Consider the following 25452-nt stretch of genomic DNA (forward strand, 5'->3'; position numbering starts at 1 on the left):
TTATTTTTATACTTCACATAACTATATATACTTATATATAAGTCATTTTATACTGTATGTATGGTTAAAAAAGATAGTGTAACCTACTAGAAAAACTTGCTCCTGAAAAACCAGCTTTCGTAAGCCTATGCTGATAATTCACATCTCCATAAAGTACAAATTTCGCTGATAATTAGGTATTTGTAAAACTGCACACAAACGCATGATTACGAAATACATTTATCATAATTCTTCTCTACTCCGATCTGTTAATAATAACATTTAGAGCTGAGGGAATAAAATTCTTAATATTATAAATACAAAATGAAAACAGCTTCTCTTAATACTTAATATAACTACATATACTTATATATAGGTCATTTTATATTGTATGTATAACTAAAAAAGATAGCGAAAACCAGCAGAAAAACTTGCTCCTGAAAAACCAGCTTTCGTAAGCCTATGCTGATAATTCACATCTCCATGAAGTACAAATTTCGCTGATAATTGGGCATTAAAACCAACTCCTGCTTCTAAAGAAGAACCAAATGCACCTAACTGGAAATCATTTTTAAAAGACACAAAATGCCTGTCTCCAAAATTACGCGAAAAATAAAGCTTTCCATAGAAAGAAACAATCCGCTCCTTTTCAGAAGGCGTCAGAATCTTCGTTAAACGCCCACCAACACGTGCTGTCCATTGATTAAACTTTCCAAGATCAACATCAAGATTATCAACATCACGCACATGATCAAACTGAAGACGCTGATAAATAAGCTGAAACTGTGGATCAAAAATAAAACCAGTATGCCCTATTGCAAACCTTTGACCGCTGGTTAATGAAGCATTCGACTGTTTCCCCTTTAAAGTTGCCACCTTGTCTCGTGCAAGAGTGAAAACATCCCCTTTAAAGAGACCATGAGAAAGCAACCCATCCACATAAAAGCCCGTATCATCCTGCAAACTTCCATAAGCAGAAACGGACCATCTATCAAATGTACTCTTTTTGCTCTGCTCAACATTGAGGGGATGAAGAGAAAGGCTTCCATAAGTTCCCATAATCCCAAAGAATGCGCGACTATTTGTTCTGTCAGTTTTCTTCAGCAAAACACCAGCCTCAAAGGCACTATAATCGAGTTCGGCTCCATATCCATATTCAAAAGCAGAGAGATTTGAAGCATAATGATAACTTCCACCATAACCACGAACAAAAAATGCTGAATTTTCATGACTTTTCAAAGAACTTACAGAAGAGTTTCGTATTGTCTCCAATTTTTTATTTTGGGTCGTAAGATCCATAAAGCCGGCGTGAAATAAGGCATTTGGCAAGAGGAGATAAGTTGGCAATTGCGGAACCACAGCCCTAATTTTGGGCTCGGTCTGAATATCAGGCTTAACTGGAACCGGTGCAACTGGCGAAGGTGGCGGCGAAACAGGTGTAGAGGGAGTAGGTGTAAGATCTGTAGAGTGAGAATCTACTGGTTCAGAGGGTATATCTGGAGAAGGTGTAGATGGCTCAGGCGTCGGATCTTCAGAAGCAGATGGCACAGACGTTTCAGACGAAGAAGGTGCAACTGGCGAAGGTGGCGGTGAAACAGGTGTAGAGGGAGTAGGTGTAGGATCTGTAGAGTGAGAATCTACTGGTTCAGAGGGTGTATCTGGAGAAGGTGTAGATGGCTCAGACGTCGGATCTTCAGAAGCAGATGGCACAGACGTTTCAGACGAAGAAGGTGCAACTGGCGAAGGTGACGGTGAAACAGGTGTAGAGGGAGTAAGTGTACGATCTGTAGAGTGAGAATCTACTGGTTCAGAGGGTGTATCTGGAGAAGGTGTAGATGGCTCAGGCGTCGGACCTTCAGAAGCAGATGGCACAGACGTTTCAGACGAAGAAGGTGCAACTGGCGAAGGTGACGGTGAAACAGGTGTAGAGGGAGTAGGTGTACGATCTGTAGAGTGAGAATCTACTGGTTCAGAGGGTGTATCTGGAGAAGGTGTAGAAGGCTCAAGCGTCGGATCTTCAGATGAAGATGGCACAGGAGCCATAGGAACCGGTGCAACTGGCGAAGGTGGCGGTGAAACAGGTATAGAGGGAGTAGATGTAGGATCTGTAGAGTGAGAATCTACTGGTTCAGAGGGTGTATCTGGAGAAGGTGTAGAAGGCTCAAGCGTCGGATCTTCAGATGAAGATGGCACAGACGATTCAGACGGAGAAGGTTCAACTGGAGTCAACGGAACAGGTAACTCAGGCACAGTAGAAGATTCAATTGAATTATCAGAAGGAGATGGTGCAGATGGTTCAATCGAAGATGGCACCGATGGAACATCCGGAATAGGGACAGGTGTCTCCCCAGATGAAGAAGGCTGCGTCGGAGAAGAGGGAATAGAAATTAAATCTGTAGAAACAGGTTTAGTAGTCTCAGTTTCAGAAGAATCTGTTTCTGGATTTATATAGATACTTTCAAGGCGAAAATCCCAAAAATCTCCTTCACCTGCAACTAATCTATTTTTTGAATCTGCTTTTCCCAAAGAAGAGTTTGGACCATAACCACGAAGATGATATTGATAAGGAAAACCATTTATTGTAGCATAACGATCCATGAGTTTAAAAGAAGCTTCCGTCGCTGTCCCAGAAACTTGAATGATTGAAACACTTGAATCTTTTACATTCTTCACTTTTTTTTCTGGAACTCTGGGAAAATCTTCCATCTGTATGAGGGTTGTTCCTGAAACATCACCGTAAATCAAAACGCGATCGGTTTTTTGCGTATCAAATGAACCATCATCATTCAAAAATGCACTCAACTGAATCCGAGAATTCCCCTCTGCACTATACACTGGTTGCTTGTAATCTGATCCAGAAAATACTGCCTCACCTACCCCGTATCTATCTTTTTCAAATATATTCGTCGTTGTTCCAATGCGCAATGTTTGATAACCAGGAGACATATAATGAGAGAAAATAAGAGTGCTATCTTTGAGGCTTACAGATGAAAGAAATGAATCTGTAGAATTATCTTCCTGTGAGCTTTTTTTGCTCTTTTTGAGATACCATGCCGAACCTCGCGTTAACTGTAAACGAACAGTAGAGCTATCTTCAACGCGTATCCCTCCTACAAAGGTAGTTTCGCTAGCCTTAATAATTATAGAAGAATTATTTTCAGCTTTTAACAATACATCACCAGAGATCCTTGTTCCTTCCGATAATTCAAGAGTAGCTTCAGCTCCATAAAGATCAGATCCAGTACTATAAATGGCAATACCATCCGGAACTGTAAGAGTTGTCTTTGATAAAGAAACAGATGCGGTCCCCTTGATAATTCCTCGCGCTTTTGAAAGTTTTTCATCACTTACATTTAACCATTTAGAAAACTCTCTTGGACCTACCGAATTCAAATACAGACCATAACTCTCCTCTCCCTGTATAGTAATATTCGATTCATTAATTCTAATATTTGTTTTCTTAAACGCATTTGATGAATTATACTCTTGAAGCAACTTGCCATTATCATCTCCAAAACTTGTAAAATTTTCAATTAAAAAACCATGCATATCAGTAAGTTGAAGAGCACTACTACTGAAATAGACATCACCACCTTGAGATACCTCAAAAGCTTCCGATAATTTGTTCACACTTTTACCATCAGCTGTAAGATAGCTGTGCTTTTTTCCCGTCCCATTAACTGTAAGGGAGAGAAATGCTAAACTTCCTCCAAGCTGTGATTCAAATCCTCCCTCTTCAAAATAAACTATGCTACTTGCCATTTCAACACGGGCCCCATTACTGCTAAAAATACTTATATCTTTTACATCTGAATCTCCTGGTTCAATACGCACACTCGCTAATTTAACTAACCCTCTTTCCCCCTCTGCATATATAGTACGCGAACTCCCCTTAATCGTACCATGAAACATCTCAATGGTGCCATTTTTAGCTCGAAGACTGGATACATTTTTAAAATGAGAATCCTTCAAGAGGAGGTATCCACCATCTTCTACAGAAACAGCATATGTAGCACTCTGTTCTGGATTATCACCCGTAAAAGTTATCTGAGATGCATCAACAACTGTGCCTTGCTTTCCTACATATATGGCAGAAATCAAGTCATCTTTAGAAGCATTGGGAAGATGATAGGTTTTATTAGCCAGTGTATGATATTTCCCATCACTGCATGTATAAAATTGAGTACCTGCATCACAAGAAGCTACCAAAGTTTTAGGATTCGCATAAACGCTCACTATTGGCAAAAAAGAAAAAGCAGCTGTTGTAAGCGTATACAAAAACTTATAATTTTTAACTATCATTCTATTGTAACCCCTCTCCCCCCCTAATATATAAAAATCCCCCCTTTTATAATAAAAACAAACAATAACTCCGATACCGCTAAGTTAAACACTTGAAGCGTAAGAAATAAAAAGCTAAAGGATTACTTTTAGTACTTTCATATAACACCTTACACTTATTAACACTTACCTTCTATTTCATGTATAACTAAAAACGGTAGCGAAAACCAGCAGAAAAACTTGCTCCTGAAAAACCAGCTTTGCTAAGCTTATGCTGATAGATTACGTTTCCATGCACTGCAAATTTGGGCGATAATTGTGCATTAACCGCCAATCCAGCATCTAAAGAAGAACCAAAAGCACTCAACGGAAATGCATCTTTAAAATGCACAAATTGTTTTTCTCCAAAACTATGAACAAGATGAAGCTTTCCACTGAAAGAAAAAACGTGCCCCTTCTCAGATGCAGCTAGTGTCTTAGTTAAACGTCCACCAACACGCCCCACCCATTGATCAAGTTTTCCCATCTCAATATCAAAACCATCGATATCAGATGCCTTATCAAATTGTAGATTTTGATAAATAACCTGAACCTGCGGATCAAAAATAAGACCTTTATACCCTGTCATAAACGCCTTACCGCCAATCAATGAAGCACTCAGAGGATTACCCTTCAATGTTGCCGTTTTTCCTCTTGCAAGAGTCAGGATATCACCTTGAAACAAACCATAAGAAAGGAGACCATCCAAATAAAAACCGGTATCATGCTGCATGCTGCCATACGCTGTAACGGACCATTTATCAAACGCAGTTTTTTTGCTCTCTACTACATCCCGAGGCTGTAGTGACATTTTTCCATAAGTTCCCATAACTCCAAAGGTTGTGGTATGATGTGCACTCTCAAATGTTGTGAGTAAAAACCCAGCCTCTACAGCATTATAATGAAGATTGCCTCCAAAGCCATATTCAAGTGCAGAAAGATCTGAAACATAACGCTGACTTCCACCGTAACCCCGCACAAAAAAAGCAGAATTCTCGCTCTTTTCCAAAAGCCCTCCAACAGCAGTACGCAATGTTCCCATCTGCGCGTTCTGACTGCTGATATCCATTAAACCAGCCTGAAACAAAGCATTTGGCAAAAGCAGATATATTGGAACTTGCGGAACAACCGCTCTAACACCTCTATCAGAATGAAGGACAGGAGCCTCAGAATTGGCTACAATAGAATTATGGTCAGCATGAGATCCAACAGAACGAGGTGCGCGGTAACGAAAAACTTTCTTTGTCAATTTAGTAGAAGAGCGATGAGAAGAACGCTTCACATACTGAGCTTCAAGGCGGAAATCCCAAAAATCTCCATTACTATTACCTAACGTTTGCGTAACCAATCTGTGTTTATATTTTGCTTTTTCTGGAGAAGAACCTGGACCGTAAGCACGAAGACGATACACATAAGGTGCCCCTCTTAGCGCTACATAACCATGCGCTAATTTAAAGGAATCTTCGGCTGCATTTCCATAAACCTGAACGATGGAAACACTCTGAATATCTTTTTGCTCATCTTGGCTATGGCTACGGCTCTTGCTTTTCTTTGAATCTGCAGAAGCGTCTACGACATGTACCTTGGTTTTTCCAGCGACATCACTATAGATTAAAAGTTTATCAGCTTCTATATTTTTAGAATCCATATTCAGGTGTGCATTTACAAAAAGGTGTGCATTACCCTCTGCAACATAATAATCATTTGAGGTCTTATAACCATCCGTTCCCAAGACATGGAGTGTCTGATAATTACCATTTTTGGGTTTCTTGAAAACAAGAGAACTATCAGTGAGCTTTATACCGGAAATTGACGAATCTGTAGGCTGTGAACCTTTATGTTTTGTTCCTAGCGTCACAGTCCATTGCGATCCATTAGACAACAGAACTTCGCCGTAAGAACTCGTATCAACACGCGCTCCACCCACGAGAAAAGAATTATCAGCTTCAATCCCTAAAATTGAGTTACTTTTAGCCTCTAATAACAAATCAGCAAAGATACGTGATTTCTCTGTTACCTTGATATAAGGATACCTTCGAGCATCATCAACATAAAACGCCGTACCATTTGGAACTGTAAGAGTACTATTCTTAAAGGAAAACTCCCCTAACATAGAACGCAGCTCTCCCTCTAGATATTCATCATCTGAGAGCCCCCCCAGAAAATATAAACCACGAGCTTTATGCCCCTTGATAGTGATATTTGAGCCCTCAACAAAAACCTGAGAAATGTTCTGCGGATCTAACAAAGACTTATCACTAGAAAAAACAACTGGTGTACTCTCACCCACTAGACCATAAATATTGGAAACGTCCACCTTACTATCTTTAACAAGAAGAGAGCCCCCTTGCTTCACACCCAAAACGGCATGCATTATGCCATTATGATGCCCATCCACTTTTTTGCCATTTCTAGTTTTTTTACCATTTCCAGTAACGGAAACATTCTTCAAAGCGGTTACCGCCTTTTGGTCTGCAACTACCTCTGGCATAATGGAAATAGATTTTTTAAATTGTAGAGTCTCACCAGATCTTGAATTTGTCTCTTTTCCCGCTTTAAGAACTATTTTTTCACAATTTTTTACAATCACAGCCTCAATAGAATCTAGCTTTAAAGACTCTAAAAAATCTGTATTAGATAGATCAACACGCCCATATCCTTCGCTCGTTCCATATGAATTACACGAAGAAGCACCCTGTGCTTTAGCATTAACATCTATATGATGCACAGAGAAAAAAACAGATGTTGTAAGGGCACACAAACATACATGGCGTTTTAAGATTTTAATCATCATTCACTATAAACTTTCTTCTCTCACCCTCATTGAAAACTAAAGAGACACATCTACTGATTACTCCATTATGGAGCAATCTGGTAATTCATTTAGAATTATATGTAAAGCTAAAATCAAAAAAATAACACAATAAAGTCACGTTATTGCTGTGAGTTTCACAGAAAATATGTCAAAGCAAAGAGACAATTAAAAATGATACTTTAATCCACCAGAGACATGCGTTCCAGAAGAACCAGCCTTGGTAAGTTTATGCTGGTAAATCAGATCACTATGAAATGTAAATTTTGAAGACAATTGCACATGAACGCCAAATCCAACGTCTAAAGAAGAGCCCAAAGCACCCAACTGAAAGGCATCTCCAAAATGCACAAATTGTTTATCACTAAAATCAGGAACAAAATGAATTTTACTATAGAAAGAAACGACGTGTGTTTTTTTCAGCCAAAGCAAATGTCTTGGTTAAACGCCCACCAACACGCATCAACCAGTAATCCGGTTTTCCCATATTAATCTCAAAACCGTCAACATCATATGCTTCATTAAACTGAAGATATTGATAAACAACCTGAACTTGCGGATCAACAACAAAGCCTTCATCCCCTATCATAAACATTTTACTAGCAATCACAGAAGAAGTGAGCAATTTCCCTTTAGTATTGCCGTCTTTCCTCGTGTAAGAGTAAAAACATTCCCATTAAAGAGACCAATAAGAGAACAAACCATTTATATAAAAGCCCCTCTCATGCTGCATACTGCTATATGCGGTCACTGTCCATTTATCAAATGTACTTTCTTGACTTTGTTCGATATTTCGAGGTTGCAAAGAAATTTTTCCATATATTCCCATAATTCCAAAGGAAGTAGCACTATATTCACTCTCGATTGTTCTAAGTAAAATACTCGCCTCTATGGCATGATAATCAAGATCGCCCCCATGACCATATTCAAGTGCAGACAAATTGGAAGTGTAATGGTAATTTCCAGCGTAACCGTTTAGAAACAGAACAGAATTTTTATCATTTTTTAATAACTGACGAGAAACAGTGCGTAACACTTCCAACTGCTTATTTTGATTGTTGAGATCCATAACACCGGCATGAAGTAAGCTATTTGGCAAGAAGAGATACGTTGGCACTTGTGAAACAACGGCTCTTACCTTTTTCTTGAAATGAGAAGAAGGCTCAAACGCAAAAATAACCTTGGGCATAAAAACACCACTTTCAGCAACAGTGAGAGAAGCCGTAAGGCGTTTTTTCCGAGCCCCATTATCAGGAATAACAAGACGAACAGCTTCAGAAAAAGGAGCACAAGGCGCAACAGAAAGAGGATGAGCAGAAGAAGAGCGCCACAGAACCTTAGGTTCAATGATAGAATCTCCAACTCCTGTAGTCACACGAAAATCTGATACAGGAGGAGAAGGATCATCAAACCAAGTAAAATCAGGAACAAGAAGCAAATCCGTATAATCAAAAGAAGAAAAAAGAACAAACTCACTTGCGAGGCGAAAATCCCAAAATTCTTCTTGACCTTCGACTAATCTTTGAGCGGAATTTGCTTCTCCTAAATGAGACCCTGGACCATAAGCATAGAGCCTATACTGATAAGGTGAACCGTGCGGCGTTATATAGCCGCCATTTAATTGAAAAGAGTCTTCTTCTGCCTTTCCATACACCTGAATAAGTGAGATCCCCTTGCTATTTCCATGCTCCTCCATATACTCCCCTGAACTTCTAAGAACGCTTCGCACATGAACAATCGTTTCACTCGAAACATCGCCATAGATTAAAAGCCGATCCGTTTTTTGGTCTTGAAGCGCTCCCTCTTTATCCAGATATGTATTGAGATAAAGATGCGTTTTTCCTTGCGCACGATAAACTTTACCTGATCCTTTTCCCACAAAAAGTGTTTGATAAACATCTGCTTTTTTGGATTTTAGCTCTTCAAAAACAAGAGAACTATCAACAAGATCGAGCGATGAAATGGATGTATAATCCTTCAATTGGGAGTGAGAAGAAGTAAGATATTGCAATTCTTCATATCTTGGTCGTGATAAAATCCATTGAGAACCATTTATTAGCTGCAACGCAGCAATAGAACTTTTTTCAACACGAACTCCCCCTACAAGGGTAGAAGCATTTGCTATAATCTTTACATGAGAATTTTCATCCAAACTTCAGCAATAAATCTCCAGAAATTTTTGAACCTTGTGAGAGTTGAACAAAACTCTCGAATTTGCGGCTATAAAGAGCCGTGCTTTCTGGAACCATAAAATTTGTCTTTGTCAAATGAACAGTTCCCTTCCCAGATAAGACTGTTTTTCCCCCTCATCAAATTGCGCTTACCAAGAAAGTTTATCCCATTAAAATCCTGATTTCTAACCATAACAGTGGAATTTTAAAGATAAGCAGTATTCTTACTATTTCCCTGTATGAAAAGACCATAAACATTGGTAACATGAACTTTTCCGTTCTGAAAAGTAATAGCGCCACCACCTTGAAGCATATGAAAAGCAGAATTTTCACTATAACTGCCTTTATTTGCCGCCTGATTGCCCCTTCCTACGCATTGCCTCACGTTTCTGTTTGTCACGTTCTTTAATGGGGTCACGACCCTCATGCAAAACAGAACGCCATTGGGTTGCTAATTCACAGGCTTTTTTTTAAGAGACATTTCTTAAGGCACCCAAACCCATTTCACGGCGCCGCCCGTGAATGGTATAACGATAAAGCCATTGAGCCCCCCCATCTTTACGCTTATGAAGGTGCAAGCCGGCACCATCATTATATTTACCGGCACCCAATGTTGCGACAGCCCTTGCATTAAGACGATTCATAAGAGGCATTTTTGCTCCTTTCTAAACGGTTTTTTACCCACACGATAACCCCGCTTATGATGTGCAAGTAAGTGACTTTAATTGATTCAATATGAAATGATTTGAGATGAAAGAATCTTACAATATTCGGGCCTATGATACAAGTTGAAAAACGATGAATTATCGTTATAAATCAATACGTTGCATACAATAGAAACGCCCTCTAAAATAACTTTTCCGCCTCCGCCTATTTGAACAGCAATACCATTTGTAAAATCAATTTCCCCTCCTTCCATTTCAATTTTTGCTTCCCCCTGACTCAAAAGACTTATTGCATGCGCACGCGTTTTAATGTTTACATCACGTAAAAAAGCAAACGACTGTTCACCAGCTACACTGATACCCATTCGGGTTGAATGAAGCAATCCAACTTACATCTCAAATGCTCCATCATCATCAACATCTGTGCCTATTGAAAGTCCCTTTAAAGTAGAATGAGTAAGAGTAACGCCTCCTCCTTCAGGTACTTTTACACCAGTTGTCCAAGGACTTTTTAACGCATGGCTATTTGCACTCAAAATACTGTTAATGGTTATATTCTCCGCTTCAATCACTGTCTCTTTTCCAAATGCTCCTATAGCTCCATCACTTGCTTCACCTGTAAGTTGATAGGTTTTATTGGAAATTTCGTGCCATTTACCATCGTTGCGCCGATAAAATGATACACTTTCGCTACATGAAAATCGCTCCTTATCAGAAGGATAAAAAAATTGCATCAGCGCTCTCTACAAAGAAAAGAAAAAGCGTTGTAAACAATATAACGAGAAATGATTTTTAGATATTTTGATCACAAATCTACTGCAAACTTTCTTCCCCTTCCTATGAAAAACGAAAATACGTGTTTTGCTTAATGTGCTTTTATGGCGCGCAATATATAAAACACATTTTGCATTTAAATGATCCATTTTATGTTTTATGTAAAGCCAAAACCCAAAAAAGACCCAAAAGGACACAATCTAAAATTGTAACTTTCATAAAAAAGGCGTAAAAAAACAGCTAAAAGTAAAAATACATTCGCCCAAAAGCAGTTACTTAAAAACAGTTTATAAATTCATACGGATTGAAATAATCATGATAAAAAGCAAAAATTGGAAAGTATTCAGCATAAAACCTCGTCTTAATTTTTAGGCAAAACAGTAAAAAAGCTCTATGAATAAAGTATTTTAACGTTTTTTAAACATGTAAAAAACGCATTAAAAAACACAAGCGGAAAACTTTTAACAAAAGACCCACAAGCGCAGCTTGTGGGTCTCTAAAGAAGTGATCAAAATAGAATGAAACTAAAAACGGTAGCGCAATCCACCAGAAAAACTAATTCCAGAAAAACCAGCCTTATTAAGCTGATGCTGATAACTCAGATCTGCGTGAAGCGCAAATTTTTGAGACAATTGGGCATTAAAGCCTAAGCCAGCTTCTAAGGAAGAACCAAAAGCTCCTAACTGGAAAGCATCTTTAAAGTGCACAGCCTGTTTTTCTTCAAAAGCATGGGTAAAATAAAATTTTCCGTACATAGAAATGTCACGTTCCTTTTCAGATGCAGAAAACATCTTGGTCAAACGTCCACCAACACGTGCCACCCATTGCCCAAGTTTTCCCATCTCAATATCAAAGTCGTCAACATCATGCGCCTTATCAAAGTGGAGATGTTGATAAACAACCTGAATCTGCGGATCCACAACAAAACCCTCATATCCCGTTGCAAATTCTTTACCACCAGTCAAAGAAACACTGAAAGGATTTGCTTTTAATGTTGCTGTCTTACCACGTGCAAGGGTGAGAACATCGCCTTTGAACATACCATAGGAGAGCAGACCATCCACATAGAAGCCCGCATCATGCTGCATACTTCCATATGCTGTAGCAGTCCATTTATCAAATGTACTCTTTTGACTTCTTTCAACATCCATAGGTTGTAAAGAAAGCTTGCCATAAGTTCCCATAACCCCAAAGGACAGAGCGCTATTAGCATTTTCGATTGTGTGCAGCAAAACACCTGCTTCTACAGCATTATAGCTAAGATCTCCACCATAACCGTATTCAAGTGCAGAGAGATCGGAAACATAACGGTAACTTCCACCATAACCACGCAAAAATGAAGTAGGCTTTCCATGCATTTCTACCATTCCACTGGAAGAAGTTCGCAATATCTCCAACTGCCTGTTTTGATTGTTGATATCCATCAAACCAGCATGGAATACACTATTTGGTAAGAGCAGATAAGTTGGAACTTGTGGCACAACAGATCTTACAGCTCGCCCAGAATGAGAAACAGACTGGACCTCAGAAACAACACCTCCAGTAGATACAGACTCCGCAGAATGTGCAGGAATGATATCGGCAACAGAAATATGTTCAGGAGGTGTACTTTCAGAAACAGTAGGGGTATCTCTATAATCAGGAGATGTTTCAATATATTGATTTTCTAGACGAAAATTCCAAAATCCTTTATCACCTTCCACAAATCTCTGCTTCCTATGCTCTTCCTCTACAGTAGCACTTGGGCTGTAAGAACGGAGAACATATTGATAAGGTAAGCCATCCAGTGCAACATACTCACCATTCAGTCGAAAAGAATCTCCGTCCGCATCTCCATAAACTTGTATAATTGAGACATTATGTGCTTCTTTCTTGCCTCCTCTTGAACGTCCTGAAACAGCTTGCACATGTACTGTAGTTTTCCCCCAAACATCACCATGGATTAACAGCCTATCAGTTACTTGATTACCACTTGTATCACTAGGATCCAAACGTGCATTCAAATGAATCCAAGCATCACCTTGCGCCTGATAAACCACACCTGTTCCTTTGCCGATGTGAAGTGTTTGATAATTATTACCTGCACTGGATTTTGGTTGTTCAAAAATAAGAGAACTATTAGAAATGTCTACCGACGAAATCGATGAAACACCTATAAAATCAGAATCTTGCAATTTTTTATGTTTCTGATGCGATAAAACCCATTTCGAATTATTCTGTAAACGAAGCTTGGCAACAGAACTTTCATCAATACGCGCGCCCCCTACAAGAGCAGAAGCATCGGCAACAACCGATACAGAAGAGTTCTTATCAGCCCTCAGCAATAAATCTCCCAAAAGCCTCGCACCTTTTAAAAGCCTAATAACACCGTGGAAGTTGCTACTGTAAATAGCTGTACTGTTTGGTACTATAAAATCTGTTTTTACCAAATCAATTTCCCCTAATTGACTTATTTTTGCTTGCTCACCAGATTCTCCTAAACGATTTATTTGCGCTTTGTCATCAGATCCCCCCCCTCCCAACAAGCGCATACCATAATACCTATGCCCCTTCACTGTAACAACGGAATCCTCACTATAAGCAGAATTATTACCTTTCCCCTGTAATAAAAGTCCATGGGCATCGGCAACATCAACTTTACCTTTCAAAAAATAAATATGACTATCTTCAAGCATATAAAAAGCAGAATTCTCACTACGACTTTCTGCTTCTGGACTACCCTTTACTGTAACAGAAAAATCCTCTAAAACAATCTTTCCTTTCTTTTCTGCTTTAGCCCCTACACTTTTTGTATTAATTTTTGTTCCCTTTACAGTAATAAGGGAAGTTCTCTTGTCTTGTGTATCTGATCCAGTTACAGAGAGACCTACTTTCATCGCATCAATCGCCCCGCCATCCATATGAATTCCCCCACGACCATTAACACTCAACCCTACCAATATATCACTCAAAGTCGAATTAAGCAGATGAACGCTTGCCTCCTCAGATACCTTTACAGCAGTTGCCCACAAGCTTTTTTCTGAATGGTTTCTTACATTTGAAACACCTTTAACAGTTATATTCTCCATTGTGAGATCTGTGTTTTTATTAGAGACTTCTATCGCAACAGCTTTATTACCATTATGATTAGTTAACTGGTAAGTTTTACCGGAAATTTTATATAATCCACCATCACTACACCGATAAGGTGAAGCATTTTCATTACATTTAGATTGATTCTTACCATTTTCTACCTGAGCATCAACAACAGCACGATCTTGCACATTAATATCATTGGCATCACCTTGTACCTTGGCATTTACATTGGGTACAAAAAAAAGAATGGCTGTTGAGAAAGCACACAAAGATAGATGATTTTTCAATAGTTTGACCATAATTCTACCGTAATCCTCTTTCAATAATTTTATAAAAAAGCATATCATGTATGCCAAATTGCCGCCATCAATAAACACGTTTTGTTAATACATTTTGTTCAGAAATAATATTTTTTGTGTCTTATGTAAATACTAAATCAAAATATCACACTCTAAATCTTGTCATTTTAGAAAGAGCTTATAAAAAGACAGCTGAGCAATGATGTGATGTAAAATTCATTAAAAAGAATTGAACCAAAAACAACTTTCACAAATTTGCTCTATAAAGTAAGTAAAACCGCCATAAAAGAAAAAATTGAGCACTACGAAGCACAAACCTGATCTCATTTCTTCTAAGGAAGAGTTTAAAAATAAACTAAAAGACACATTTAAAATATGTAAAATATCTCATTTTGAAAAATACTCTTTAAAATACGAACAAATAAAACAGATAAAAAAGAAAAGGCAAAACGATATGCTGCCTTTTCTATAAAGCTACGTACTGTACCTTATCTTAGAATTGATAGCGGACTCCTCCGGAAAAACTAGCTCCAGAAAAACCTGCCTTGGTCAGTTTATGTTGATAGACAACATCACCGTGAAGTGCAAACTTTTGAGATAATTTTGCATTAAAGCCTAATCCAGCTTCTAAGGAAGAACCAAAAGCTCCTAACTGGAAAGCATCTTTAAAGTGCACGGATTGTTTTCCTCCAAGACCATGAGAAAGGTGAAGCTTACCATAGAAAGCAACAACACGCGCCTCATCCGTTGCACTAAGCGTCTTGGTTAATCGTCCACCAACACGTGCCACCCATTGATCAAGGTTACCCATTTCAATATCAAAATTGTCAATATCACGGGTCTTATCAAAGTGGAGATGTTGATAAACAACCTGAACCTGCGGATCAACAACAAAACTTTCATCCCCCATCATAAACATTTTACCAGCAGTCACAGAAGCACTGAGAGGTTTTCCCTTTAATGTTGCTGTCTTACCTCGTGCAAGAGTGACAACATCGCCTTTGAACACACCATAGGAGAGAAGACCATCCACATAACAGCCCGCATCATGCTGTATACCGCCATACGCTGTAACGGACCATTTATCAAATGCACTCTTTTGACTTTGTTCAACATCTAAAGGTTGTAGAGAAAGCTTTCCATAAGACCCCATAATCCCTAAAGATGCATTACTATGTGCATTCTCAATGGTTTGCAGTAAAACACCTGCCTCTATAGCATGATAATCAAGCTCACCACCATAACCATATTCAAGCGCAGACAGATTTGAAGCATAACGATAACTCCCACCATAGCCGCGCACAAAAAAGGTAGGCTGTTCATCACTTTTCAATAATCCTCCAGAAGCAATTCGTAAAGCTTCTAAGCGATTATTTTCACTAGCAATATTCATCAAACCTGCTTGAAACAAGGCATTGGGCAAAAGCAAATAAGTGGGAACTTGTGGAACAACAGCCTTAATTTCGGGTTTGGGATGAGGTTCAGGAGATGGACTTGGAGCTGGTGCTGGATCAGGTTTAGGCTTAACATATCTATTTTCAAGACGAAAATCCCAAAAGTCTTTACTCCCTTTCACCAATCTTTGCCCCACACTCGCTTTTCCTAAAGGAGACCCTGGACCATAAGCATAAAGCTGATACTGATAAGGAGAATGGTCTGCTGTTACATAACCACCATCCAACTGAAAAGAATCTTGCTCTGCTTGTCCAGAAACCTGAATGATTGAAATACCTTCATCATTTCCACCATTCCCCGTAAGCGCTCTAGGACTTCCTGAAACACCACGCACATGAACTGTCGTTTTTCCAGAAACATCCCCATAAATCAAAACACGATCAGTCTTTTGATTATTCATTGGACCACCAGAATTCAGATATGTGTTAAGATAAATATGCGCACCATCCTGTGCCTTATAAACCTCACCCGTTCCTTTTCCAATGCTGAGTGTTTGATAAGTGTAAGTCTCATCAGGTTTTGATGATGTAAACTTAATGGAACTATTACTTATAAGATTGACGAGCGAAACAGATGAAACACCTTTCAAACCAGCTTCACCCTGCTCTCTGTGTCGCTTCTTTTGTAAAATCCATGTAGAACCGTCGCCTAAATAAAATTTGGCAGTAGAATCCTCATCAACATACGCCTCCCCCTCAAGAGTAGAAGCAACAGCCAAAACTGCCACAGAAGCTCCCTTCTCAGCTTTTAAGAGGAGACTGTCTGAACTCAAGGTACTTTGCGTTAAACTAACAACACCAAAAGTTTTGTCAGTACTGTAAATTGCATCATCCTGAGCTGAAAACATCGTCCTCTGCAAATTAATAACCTTCAATCTGCCTAGAGTTTCCTCCTCCTTGGAAGCTTCTTCATTATCAAGTCCTCCCCATGGTTTCCCTCTCTGAAAATATATACCATAGGAGTTGTTTCCATTCACCTTAACATCAGAAGATTCAAGATTGACCTCCGTTGCCTCAATATTATCCGATAAGCCTTCAAGCGGCAGAATTGAATTAAAAGTAGCTACAGTGTTTTCTGATAATATGCCATGCGTATTTTCAACGTTAATAATCACATTTTTAAAATTAACAGCCCCTCCTAAATCCATACGCACAACCGCATGATCCTTGCCTTTGTCGCCCTTCCCAGTAATTTTAACATTCTCGAGATTTACTTTTCCCCCTAACATCGAAGAAACCCCATGGCTGTTCATAAAATCAACTGATCCACCTGCCATCCAAATTTCTGAATTCTCATAACTTAAAAGACTTGCGATCCCATTAGCGGTCTTAATTTCTGTATCTTCTAAAAGAACAAATGACCTCTCTGTTGCATCAACCCCCTCATGACTTGCCTCAATCTTTCCATTTTTTACTTCAATCACTCCATTACTCGCACGAAGAGCTATAACTGTGCCTTTGAGAATCGGATCTTCCAAAACAATCTTACCGTTCTCTAATACATGCACACCGACTGGAAAAGTTTCATCAGAAACTTGACCACTAACCGTTATACCCTTCCCACTAACCCTTGTGCCTATTCCTTTTACCGTTATAGCAGGATTATAAGAGGCATTCGTAATCTTATAAGACTGATTGTCAATTTCACGCTCTCCACAATCATCACATAAATAATATAATCCATCATATACTATAAGCTTCTCCTCCCCATTCTTCCCAACCCTTGCATATTCTACAACAAAGACGTATGGACTCTTCTCTTTAAAGTCATTTTTAGATTCACCAAACATATCTCCACTAAGCCCCCTAAGGCTATTGAGATCATTACGCCCACTAAGCACACTAGACCTCTCTTCACTAAGCTCACCAGGGAGACCCTTATAACCACTAACAAATCCTCCTATAATTCTACTAGGAATACGAGGAAAAAGCACTTTAGATGAACTAGAAGAAGACAGAGTAGGAAGCACAGGAGAAACAGTGATAGTATAACGATTATTACTACGGTCCTCCGCATTTGCACCAACCACTCCTCCACTTTGAGACAAAGAAAGGAGAGCTGTCGTGAAAGTACATAAACATACATGATTTCTAAACACTTTAATCATAGTTCCCTCGAAACTTTATTTCCCCTCTCATTGAAAATAAAAGCACCGATAAAAACACCTCCACCGACACCTCAAAAAAAAGGTGTAAACAAAGGACGCCTCTACTGCTCATTTGACCCGTGCAATAAATTATCCAAACAACCTTATTAGAAAATCTGAATACAAGACAAAGACTACCCATAAGAGAATTAATAAGACATTACACTTTATGGGTGTATAATGCATTTTGTGTTTCGTGTAAAGCAAAAATAAAACTATTACGCGTAATTAATGAAATTCGCCACCTATCATTGTGGACTTTAAAAAACTAACAAAAGATGCACATGAAAAGGATTGCCAAAATCCGTAAAAACATAAAGACAAGATTAAGGAAGCATAAACATCATAGCGGAGAAATAAGATCAGGCAGGATATTGTGCATAAACACTGAGCTGCACCGCATTAAAAATGCCTCTTAAAAGCCTGCCATCATAGCATATTTTATAATCAGAAATTTAAGAAATTCGCTTTTGCATAGAAAAAATGATACAACCATGAGATGCTTTCACGCAAAACAAAAAAACATAACTTGTTTCATTCACATCAAAAGAACAAGAATTTCCTAGTGAAGCAAGACAGATTATTATAAAAAAAGGCAGCACAAAGTGCTGCCTTTTCTATAAAGGTAAGTACTGTACCTTATCTTAGAATTGATAGCGAACTCCTCCGGAAAAACTAGCTCCAGAAAAACCAGCTTTATTGAGCTGATGTTGATAGACAACATCACCGTGAAGTGCAAACTTTTGAGATAATTTTGCATTAAAGCCTAATCCAGCTTCTAAGGAAGAACCAAAAGCTCCTAACTGGAAAGCATCTTTAAAGTGCACAGACTGTTTTCCTTCAAAACCATGAGCAAGATAAAGCTTACCGTAGAAAGCAACAGCATTCATGCCTTCAGAGCCTATAGGAGTCTTGGTTAAGCGTCCACCAACACGTGCCACCCATTGATCAAGGTTACCCATTTCAATGTCAAAACTATCGATATCACGAGCTTTATTAAACTGGAGATGTTGATACACAACCTGAACCTGCGGATCAAAGACAAACCCCTTATATCCCGTAGCAATTGTCTGACCACCAGATAAGGAAACACTCAAAGGATTACCTTTCAATGTTGCTGTCTTACCCCGTGCAAGAGTGAGAACATCACCTTTGAACAGACCATATGATAAAAGACCATCAACATAGAAGCCAACATTATGCTGCATGCTACCATATACTGTAGCAGTCCATTTATCAAATGCACTCTTCTGACTTTGCTCAACATTCAAAGGCTGCAGAGAAAGTTTTCCATAAGTTCCCATAACACCAAAGGATATAGCACTATCAGAATTTTCAATAGTTTGCAGTAGAACACCCGCCTCTACACCATGATAGTCAAGATCACCTCCATAACCATATTCAAGTGCAGATAAATTCGAAGCATAACGATAACTCCCACCATAGCCACGCAAATATAAAGCAGGATTCTCACGAGCTTCTATCTTTCCACTGAAAGTTGTACGCAATAAGTCAAACTGCTTATTTTGATTGTTGATATCCACCAAACCGGCATGGAATACACTATTTGGTAAAAGAAGATAAGTTGGAACTTGTGGAACAACAGATCTTACGACTCGTTCAGGGAGAACAAACCCAACCATAGAAGAAGACTTAACATATTGATTTTCTAGTCGGAAATTCCAGAATTCTCCACCATCCTTAATAAATTTCTGCTGAATATGTTCCTGCTTTGATGTCACTTCTGGACCATAAGAACGAAGTGTATATTTGTAAGGTGAATTTCTCAGTGCAACATAATTACCCCTGAGTCGGAAAGAATCTCTCGCTGCATTTCCATAAACCTGAATAACAGAAACGCTGTGAGCATTCTGGGTATCCTTACTTTCTAGGTTTCCCGAAACGCCTCGCACATCTATTACCGTTTTCCCCTCAACATCACCACGAATTACAAGCCTATCAGTTACTTGATTATCACTAGGATCATTGGGGTTTAAACGTGCATTAAGACGGATTGAAACATTGCCTTGCGCTTTATAAACAGTCCCTTTCCCGTCTCCGATACGCAGTGTCTGATACTTTAACTCTTCAGATTCCAAAGGCGCAAACTCTATATGGCTATTGACAAGATTTACTGAAGAAATACACGAATCCACACACTCTGGATCTGAAGCACTTAAAGTCTTCTGTGTACTTCTTTTCAGATGCCACTCTGATCCAGAGGTTAAATCTAATTTGGCATAAGAGCCTTTATCAACGCGAGCACCACCGACAACACTAGAACCATCAACCGAAATCGATATATTAGAGTTATTTTCAGCTTTCAACAGCAGGTCACCAGAAAGAAGTGCTTCATTTTCTAAGGAAACACGTCCACCAGAATGATTACCATACACAGCTACACTGTCTGGAACTTCGAAATTAGTTTTCTTCAATAAAACCTCTCCCGTTATAGCTATAGGTGTTTTTTTCTGTAAAGCTTCAGCATTTCTCTTAACAACACTTGCTTTCTCAACAGAACTTTTTTCTTCAGAACGCTTCGCTGGCAATGCTGAAACAATTTCCTCTGGGCTCCTATTTCGATTTTGCTTATCTACTCCTCCTCGTTCCGCCCCATCAAAATATATACCATAGGCTTTATCACCTTCTACTGTAACGGTAGAAAACTCAATATTAGCGCGATTCATAGAAGAACGAACATCAGAAGATCTTTTTCTCCTAGAAGAACCTGTCTCAACAACGTCACTACTCCTCCTAACCCACAAAGCATTGGCATTAGTAACAACATTTCCCTCAACAAAATCAACAGAGCCACCATTACTCAACAGAAAAGCTGCACCCCCATCTCTCTCTGTGGAACCAGGCTTATTTTGTTCTTTTTTAGCCGTAATATTAACCTTGTCTAATTTAACACGTCCCCCAGCTTCTGACATAACTGCCGCTCCACTTTTCAAAATGATCGCCCCAGAGTTCATAGTTATCTCACCAGCCTTACTAGCCAAACCAGCTGCAACATCCCCCGTCACATTAATTTTCGTATCCTTTAAATTAATAGATGATCCAGAACCAGCCAAAGCACCCACATAAAGCGCATCAACTGTCCCACCAGTCATCTTAACCTTTCCGCCACTTTGCGCTTCAAGCCCAATTACAGAAGATGTAATTGTTGATTTATTATCCAAAACAATCTCTGCTTTTTCTTCTGCAAGTACAGCACTCACAGCCTGCATTTCAGTAAAATCAACATTATTTTTACTATCAGAAGAACCCGCACCACTAATAGTAGCATTCTCTAATTTAACAACTGTATTACTCTTTGCATGCATAGAATGCTGAGCTTTATCACTTGCCTTCAGTGTAAGATTTGTCATTGTATGTGATTGACCATCACTACAAAAATAAGCACCTTGCAATCTTTCCGTACCATTTTTCTCCGTATTACTACACTGAGAAGAAACACCTTTCTGCTTTATACCATTGGCTGATACAGTCGCCACCATAGGCTTGTGTGATTCAGATCTAGGTGTGCCGGCTCCTTTATTATAAAGTAGAACACGCGCTACAGGTTTACCACCCGTCTCCTTAGAGGCAGGCTTCCTTTGCTTAGATTGAGGAGCAGAAGATGAAGCCCGAGATGAAACTAATTCAACCTTTATATTATTATCCTCTGTAATATGACCTTCTTCGTTTACTATATCATATTCACCAATAGTTTTCTCAGTTGTCAAAACACTTCCTGAAGCAGATGGAGTATCTCCTGAAACTGCAAAAGTTGGAATCAGATCTTCAACAGATGCATCAACTGAATCCACATCATCTTCTTCTACATCATCATCATCTTCTTCTACTATATTATACCCGATATCATCATATTCCCCCCCTGAATTACCAAGAAGAGCAATACTTATAGTTTCACCATTTTCATCTGTTGTTTGCGATAATGGAGACCCCTCTGTACCTTCTCCAACAGAAACAACACGCTCAATTTCTAAAGAGAAATCCCAAAATTGGTTTCCCAATCCTAACAATGAAGGATTGAAAGCGTCATCTTTTTTTTGCACAGCATGAAGAGTATATTGATAAGGCGTACCCAGAGTAACATAAGAACCATTCAGCCTGAAAGAATCTTTTTTTGCTTGCCCATAAACCTGAATAAGCGAAACACTGTGTTTAGCTGAATCCGCTTGCCCTTTTCCACCTGAAGTATCATTCACATGTACTATAGTTTCCCCTTCAACGTCACCATTAACTATAAGCCTATCAGATACTTGAGTATTTTGTGCACCAGACGGAGCTGAATTTACATTGAAATAAATATTTGAGGTCCCAGAAGCTGTGTAAACCACACCGTTTCGACTTGCATCTGCACTTCCAATGCGAAGGGTTCGATATTCAATATCCCCAGCATTTCCATTTCTGAAAGAAGTAAAAAATTTAATATCACTATCTGAAAGTTTTATAGATGAAATACATGAATCCACACAACTCTCATCTGAACTTTTCAAACTACTATATAGATTCTTTTTTACATGCCATTCCGATCTATCGGATAAGAAAAGCTTAGCATGAGAACCTTTCTCAATACGAGCACCTCCTATAATTGAAGAGTCGTGAACAAAAACAGACAGATCGGACTTATTTTCAGCTTTCAATAATAAACCACCTGAAACACTTGATTTGCCTTTTATAACAACGTTCCCCGCCAAATCATCACCATAAATGGCCACACCATTTGGAACTTCGAGACGAGTACCGTTCAAAAGAACTGCATGTAACCTACTTTTCTTATCTTTCTCCCTCCCCAATAGCGCTGCATTATCACCGTTCATAAAGTTTTCTTCCCCATCAAAATATATACCGTAAGATTTACCTCTCATTGTAATAGTTGACTTTTGAATATCAGAAATTATGAACTTGGTAACTTTAGAGGGTAAGCGAGGTTTTACAGAAAATAAATCCGCCCCTAAAAAATGCTCTATAGCAGAAGAAGTCTCATTAATGGAAACAGTACTAATATTGGGCGTAGTTACTATCGCCTTTCCTCCGTCCATCAGCACTTTCACTCCATCAAATTCTTCTTGATCATCTTGATCAACAAACTCTAGATCCGAATAATCAAAAACTGTTTCTGGAAATGCACTACTTATCAACAATGCAAGGGTATTGGAACCTTCAAGTTGTCCATTTTTAAAAGAAATGCTACCTCCATACGATAACAAACCGGCACTATATTCGCTTAAAGCTTCGCTTTTTCCCTCAGAAACTCTGATAGTAGTTCCATCTAATACCGCAGCTCCCCCTGCTTCCGATACAACCCCTACCCCACCTTCTTCTATAATAATTTGTCCAGACTGCATCTGTATAACAGATTTTCCAGAACTCCATAAACCAACTCCAAGAACATCAATATTTACTTTATTTAAAGAAATTACTCCACTATCTTTAGCTAAAGCACTTATATAAGCACCTTTGATAGACCCATTTAGCATAGAGATAGTTCCGGAATCTAGAGCTTCAAGTCCAATAAAAAAACCCCTAATTTTTGAGTCTATTAAATTAACTGTGTTATTTTTGTGTTCTACCGACACACCAACCCCCCAATTGATTTTATTAAGAGAAACACTTGCACCCGGTCCTGCATTAGGCCCAGCCGGTCCTGCATCAGGACGATTTCTATTAACACTTCTATCATAAATTAATTTATTAATATCTTGCATTCCTAAAAGGCTGGGAGAACTATTCTCTCCCCGTACATTCATAATAGATACATTCTCCAAATAGAAGACAGTTCCCTCTTGAGGATTCTGTAACTGACCATTCAAACGTACAGCAGTCTCTTTCTCTTTCGCCACAACACTCCCCCCTTGTATTCCATATGCTCCAGGCTGAGCGCAGAGGACAGCGTTATGTACCACAGAATTATCAAAATCTACAGAATTACGCTTTGGAGCCCCCGCATCTGCAGCTCTTGTTACTCTACTGCGTGTATTTTGAGGACCTAGCCCACCTGGAATAGCACCACCTGCAGAGGAAGCTGGAACATTTCTTAAAGTATCATTGAGAACACCACCTGGGACAGCAGCTGACATACCTTTTGGAACAGCAGTAATTGGAACACCTGGAACAGCACCTGGAACAGCACCTGGAACACCAGCACCTGGAACACCAGCACCTGGAACACCAGCACCTGGAACACCAGCACTTGGAACACCAGCGCCTAGAACAACACCTGCAACACTATTATCTAAACCGCCCATTAGACTACCAAGAGTAACAACAGCATTCTGTCCAGGAGAAAGACAACTAGTAACAGGTGAATATACTATCTGATTCTTACGCACAGTCCCCGATGCACCCCCAGCTACAATATCGTTGGATTCACCTTGAGAAGGTGTAACTGTATTTGCGTATGATAAAGATATTCCAAAGCTCGGTAATAGCAACCGATTACCCATCACTTCCATAGAAGCATCTACACCTTATAAAAAGAAGAAAGCACTTGTTGTCAGTGCGCACAGACTTGTACGCTTTTTAAATACATTGGTCATATGTCAAACTTTCTAAATAATGTTGCAAAAACACTAGAATTAAGTGAAAATGAGGTAAGTGAACAATTTGTAACATATGTTAGTCAACTTTACAACATAGTGTTATTTATTTACGCTTCATTTTGTGCATAAAAATACCAAAGTTAAGTTTTTAAGTGCGCAAACCCTTGTAATATTAGATAAAAGGATAAAATTACGATGATAAAATATATGAGACGGATGACTTCTGTTTTACTGGTTGCAACCAGCTTTGCAACACCTTTATGGACACAGACGAGTATTGCAAATACGAGTACTCAAACAAATGTAACAATTAATCATGTTTCAGGCACAGCTTCTGTTCCCATCTCTCCTAAAAAGGTTGTTGTATTTGATCTTGCAACGCTTGATAATATGAATCACCTTGGAATCAAAGCCGTTGCCGGTGTTCCTGAAGGAAAAAAACCTGTGTATTTGCAGCAGTTTGATGGTGCAGAATATGAAAAAATTGGTACCCTTTTTGAACCGGATTATGAAAAAATTGCTACCCTTAAACCCGATTTGATTATTATTTCCTCCAGAACTCAAGCAAAATATAATGATTTATCCAAAATCGCTCCAACAATTGATCTAACTGTAGGAAATGAAACCTCTCTTGAGGATATTAAACGGAATGTGTCTATCCTTGGAAAAGTTTTTGCCAAAGAAAAGGAAGCCGAAAAAGAAATTGCCAAACTCGATGAAACTTTAGCAGAAGTTCGCAAAAACACACAAGGAAAAGGTGCAGCGCTTATACTTATGACCTCTGGTGGAAAAATCAGCGCCTTGGGTCCAAAGTCACGTTTTGATATTTTGCATTCCGCATTTGGAATTGCCGCAGCAACGGATAAACTGACTGTGCAAAAACATGGACAACTCATTTCTCCTGAATTTATCCTTGAAACCAATCCTGATTGGTTGTTGGTCATTGACCGAGATGCAGCAATTGGACGAGAAGGGCAATCTGCAGCACAATTGCTCGACAATGAGCTTGTTCAGCGTACAAAAGCTGGAAAACAAAACCAAATTATTTATCTGGATTCTTGGAGCTGGTATCGTGCTAGTGGCGGTCTAACGGGACTAAACGAAGCAGCACAACAAATCAATGAAGCCTTTACGAAAGGCAAAGAAGCACAAAAATAACTTGCTTGTCATAAAAATAAAATTTAAGAGCAAAGGTTATCTTTAAG

General features: G+C 39.0%; 10 protein-coding genes and 3 pseudogenes. 1 reads left to right on the forward strand and 12 read right to left on the reverse strand.

Annotated elements, in window-relative coordinates; all coding sequences use genetic code 11:
* Positions 1-64 precede the first annotated feature (64 nt).
* The 12 genes and pseudogenes from J7R12_RS09220 to J7R12_RS05130 form a co-directional block, all read right to left on the reverse strand.
* Positions 65-172: pseudogene (locus tag J7R12_RS09220) on the reverse strand (autotransporter outer membrane beta-barrel domain-containing protein); the annotation flags it as partial.
* A 206-nt stretch (positions 173-378) separates the two neighbouring features.
* Positions 379-4281 (reverse strand): autotransporter outer membrane beta-barrel domain-containing protein, encoded by a 3903-nt coding sequence (locus J7R12_RS05085; RefSeq protein ID WP_126603765.1) that lies wholly within the window; start codon positions 4279-4281, stop codon positions 379-381.
* Positions 4282-4468: 187 nt separating this feature from the next.
* Complete coding sequence (locus J7R12_RS05090) at positions 4469-7093, reverse strand: autotransporter outer membrane beta-barrel domain-containing protein (protein WP_126603766.1); 2625 nt, start codon at positions 7091-7093, stop codon at positions 4469-4471.
* Between the two features lie 186 nt (positions 7094-7279).
* Positions 7280-9263 (reverse strand): annotated as a pseudogene (locus J7R12_RS05095) (autotransporter outer membrane beta-barrel domain-containing protein).
* On the reverse strand, positions 9256-9378 hold the full coding sequence (locus tag J7R12_RS09145) for a hypothetical protein (protein WP_268825459.1): 123 nt from the start codon (positions 9376-9378) through the stop codon (positions 9256-9258). Before J7R12_RS09145 ends, J7R12_RS05095 begins: the two are co-directional and overlap by 8 nt.
* Before the next feature lie 109 nt (positions 9379-9487).
* Entirely contained in the window at positions 9488-9667 is a 180-nt protein-coding gene (locus J7R12_RS05100; protein ID WP_126603768.1) for a hypothetical protein, read from the reverse strand.
* Positions 9654-9935 (reverse strand): annotated as a pseudogene (locus tag J7R12_RS05105) (Arm DNA-binding domain-containing protein); the annotation flags it as partial. The gene J7R12_RS05100 and the pseudogene J7R12_RS05105, both read right to left, overlap by 14 nt.
* A 77-nt stretch (positions 9936-10012) precedes the next feature.
* The gene (locus tag J7R12_RS05110; protein ID WP_208439035.1) at positions 10013-10312 is read right to left on the reverse strand and encodes a hypothetical protein; all 300 of its coding nucleotides are present in this window, start codon (positions 10310-10312) and stop codon (positions 10013-10015) included.
* Between the two features lie 24 nt (positions 10313-10336).
* Positions 10337-10681, reverse strand: coding sequence for a hypothetical protein (locus tag J7R12_RS05115; RefSeq protein WP_126603770.1), 345 nt, complete (start codon positions 10679-10681; stop codon positions 10337-10339).
* Positions 10682-11245: 564 nt separating this feature from the next.
* On the reverse strand, positions 11246-14095 hold the full coding sequence (locus tag J7R12_RS05120; protein WP_126603771.1) for an autotransporter outer membrane beta-barrel domain-containing protein: 2850 nt from the start codon (positions 14093-14095) through the stop codon (positions 11246-11248).
* A gap of 493 nt (positions 14096-14588) precedes the next feature.
* On the reverse strand, positions 14589-17657 hold the full coding sequence (locus J7R12_RS05125; RefSeq protein ID WP_126603772.1) for an autotransporter family protein: 3069 nt from the start codon (positions 17655-17657) through the stop codon (positions 14589-14591).
* A gap of 683 nt (positions 17658-18340) precedes the next feature.
* Positions 18341-24151 carry an autotransporter outer membrane beta-barrel domain-containing protein gene (locus J7R12_RS05130; RefSeq protein ID WP_234924836.1) on the reverse strand — a complete coding sequence of 1937 codons (5811 nt, stop codon included), beginning with the start codon at positions 24149-24151 and terminating at the stop codon, positions 18341-18343.
* A gap of 291 nt (positions 24152-24442) precedes the next feature.
* Between J7R12_RS05130 and J7R12_RS05135 the strand changes: the two genes are divergently transcribed.
* A complete protein-coding gene (locus J7R12_RS05135) occupies positions 24443-25405 on the forward strand; it encodes a siderophore ABC transporter substrate-binding protein (RefSeq protein ID WP_126603774.1) in 963 nt (320 codons plus the stop codon).
* The last annotated feature ends 47 nt before the right edge of the window (positions 25406-25452 follow it).

The sequence above is a fragment of the Bartonella vinsonii subsp. vinsonii genome, from assembly GCF_902825235.1.
Classification (GTDB): domain Bacteria; phylum Pseudomonadota; class Alphaproteobacteria; order Rhizobiales; family Rhizobiaceae; genus Bartonella; species Bartonella vinsonii.

What these genes read in the sequence shown, in the direction of transcription:
- J7R12_RS05085 (WP_126603765.1), bottom strand. Translation starts at nt 4,281, where the DNA reads ATGATAGTTAAAAATTATAAGTTTTTGTATACGCTTACAACAGCTGCT.
- J7R12_RS05090 (WP_126603766.1), bottom strand. Translation starts at nt 7,093, where the DNA reads ATGATGATTAAAATCTTAAAACGCCATGTATGTTTGTGTGCCCTTACA.
- J7R12_RS05110 (WP_208439035.1), bottom strand. Translation starts at nt 10,312, where the DNA reads ATGGGTATCAGTGTAGCTGGTGAACAGTCGTTTGCTTTTTTACGTGAT.
- J7R12_RS05115 (WP_126603770.1), bottom strand. Translation starts at nt 10,681, where the DNA reads ATGCAATTTTTTTATCCTTCTGATAAGGAGCGATTTTCATGTAGCGAA.
- J7R12_RS05120 (WP_126603771.1), bottom strand. Translation starts at nt 14,095, where the DNA reads ATGGTCAAACTATTGAAAAATCATCTATCTTTGTGTGCTTTCTCAACA.
- J7R12_RS05125 (WP_126603772.1), bottom strand. Translation starts at nt 17,657, where the DNA reads ATGATTAAAGTGTTTAGAAATCATGTATGTTTATGTACTTTCACGACA.
- J7R12_RS05130 (WP_234924836.1), bottom strand. Translation starts at nt 24,151, where the DNA reads ATGGGTAATCGGTTGCTATTACCGAGCTTTGGAATATCTTTATCATAC.
- J7R12_RS05135 (WP_126603774.1), top strand. Translation starts at nt 24,443, where the DNA reads ATGATAAAATATATGAGACGGATGACTTCTGTTTTACTGGTTGCAACC.